The 2,355-nt window shown below is 61.0% G+C and carries 2 protein-coding genes; both read left to right on the top strand.

Annotated elements, in window-relative coordinates; all coding sequences use genetic code 11:
- Positions 1-222: 222 nt before the first annotated feature.
- Complete coding sequence (gene istA / locus K6T12_RS21345) at positions 223-1,764, top strand: IS21 family transposase (RefSeq protein WP_222224994.1); 1,542 nt, start codon at positions 223-225, stop codon at positions 1,762-1,764.
- 24 nt (positions 1,765-1,788) lie between these two features.
- Positions 1,789-2,355: ATP-binding protein (locus tag K6T12_RS21340; RefSeq protein WP_222224993.1), on the top strand; the 567-nt coding region annotated here is incomplete at its 3' end.

The raw sequence follows: 2,355 nt of genomic DNA, 5'->3' as shown, positions 1-2,355 counted from the left end.
TGCATATTCCGACTCATTGTGAACAGCCATTCCGGCGGAACGTGAACACCCATTCTGGTTCAACATGAACACCTTTTCCGGCCCAAGGTGAACACTTTCTCTGGATTTCCGGAATCGCTGTTCACATTCCCGGAATCAGTGTTCACGTTCGTCCAGAATCTTTCTTAACGCATTGATATTTCAGCTTATTAGGTAACCTCTCCGTATTTGCAAGGAGAGGCTATGCCGGCTAAGAGGATCACAATGCGTAAAATCCGAGATGTACTTCGCCTGCGGCTCGCCGCCGGCCTGTCGATCCGGCAGATCAAGGACAGTACCAAAATCAGCGTTGGAGCCATCCAGAAGCTACTGCGCAAGGCCGACGAACTCGGGCTTGCCTGGCCCCTTCCGGACGACCTTGATGACAGCCAGTTGGCGCGGCTGTTCTACCCCGGCGCCGACACCACATCCTCCGCCCGTCATCAGGTGCCTGACTGGGCCGTCATTCACCAGGAACTCAAGCGCAAGGGCATGACCAAGCAGCTGCTGTGGGAGGAGTACACCCAGCAGTATCCCAATCGCTGTTACAGCTACTCCCAGTTCTGCGAACGCTACCGCCAATGGTGCGATCAGCAGAAGCGTTCGATGCGTCAGACCCATCGGGCCGGTGAGAAGTGCTTCGTCGACTACTGCGGGCCGACAGTGCCAATCATCTGCGCTAGCACTGGCGAGGTGCGCCAGGCACAGGTGTTCGTGGCGGTGCTCGGGGCGTCTAACTATACCTACGCGGAGGCAACCCTGAGCCAGTCTCTACCGGACTGGCTGGGCAGCCATGTAAGGATGCTGGAGTACTTCGGCGGCTCCCCTGAGATCATCGTTCCGGACAACCTCCGTAGCGGCGTCAGCCGGGCCTGCCGTTACGATCCGGATTTGAACCCGAGTTACCAGCAGTGGGCCGAGCACTATCAGGTTGCGGTGGTGCCGGCACGACCCTACAAGCCGAAGGACAAGGCGAAGGCCGAGGTCGGCGTGCAGATCGTTGAGCGCTGGATACTGGCACGCCTACGCCACCATAGCTTCTTCTCGCTGGCCGAGGTCAATCAGAGCATCCGGGCTTTGCTGGCGGAGCTGAACGAGAAGCCGTTCAAGCAACTGCCCGGCAACCGCCGCCTGGCTTTCGAACAGCTCGACCGGCCGGCACTGCGGCCACTGCCGAGCCAGCCCTACCGCTACGTCGAGATCAAGCCGGTCAGGGTCAACATCGACTACCACGTCCAGTACCAGCAACATCACTACTCGGTGCCACACCAATACGTCGGCGAAACACTGGAGCTGCATGCCAGCGAGCGCCTGGTCATGCTGTACTTCCGCCACCGGCTGGTTGCCTCCCATCCCCGCCAGCATCGACCCGGCACCACGACCGAGGCCTGCCATATGCCCAAGCGTCATCAGAAACAACAGCAGTGGACGCCGGGTCGAATCAAGAACTGGGCCAAGGATATCGGGCCCGAGGTGCAGACCTGGGTGGCAGAGCAACTGTCCGCCAGAGCCCATCCCGAGCAGGCCTACCGGATCTGCCTGGGCCTACTCAACCTGAGTCGGAACTATCCGGCCGAGCGTTTGGACGCGGCCTGCGGTATCGCCAATCGGGAGGGGCTGAACCGCCTGAAGCAGGTCAAGTCGATCCTGCTCAGTAACCGCGACCGGCTCCCCGAGACACTCAGCATCCGGGCCGAGCTCCCCCAGCAGCACGAGAATATCCGTGGCCCCCGCAGCTTCCACTAATCTCCTCCAGCACAGGACACCCTAATGAACACTCAGATCCTGGCGCAGCTGCGCCACCTCAAACTCGGCGGCATGGCCCGCGCCCTGCAAACTCAGCTGGAACAAGCTGGCACCTATGAGGCCCTGCCGTTCATCGAGCGGCTCAGCCTGTTGGTCGATCAGGAAAACCTAAGCCGGGAGCATCGCAAGTATGAACGCCTGATCCGCCAGGCCCACTTCAAGCTCGCCGCCACGGTACAGGACATCGACTACCAGCATCCGCGAAACATTAGCCAGGCCCGGGTTGCCCAGCTGGCGCAGGGCGACTGGATCGACCGGGCTCAGAACCTGCTGATCACCGGACCCTGCGGCAGCGGCAAGACCTACCTCGGCTGCGCGCTGGGGCACAGCGCCTGCCGGAGGGGCTACAGCGTCCGCTACTACCGGCTCTCCCGCCTGTTGCTGGAGCTGACCCAGGCCAAGGCCGATGGCAGCTACCACAAGCTGCTCAAATACTTGGCAAAGGTTCGGTTGCTGATGATCGACGACTGGGGACTGGAGCCGCTGAAACCGGCCCACCGCAATGACTTGATGGAGATTATGGACGACCGG

The organism is Marinobacterium arenosum (assembly GCF_019795155.1).
GTDB lineage: Bacteria > Pseudomonadota > Gammaproteobacteria > Pseudomonadales > Balneatricaceae > Marinobacterium_C > Marinobacterium_C arenosum.
This window is presented reverse-complemented; position numbering and strand designations above follow the sequence as displayed.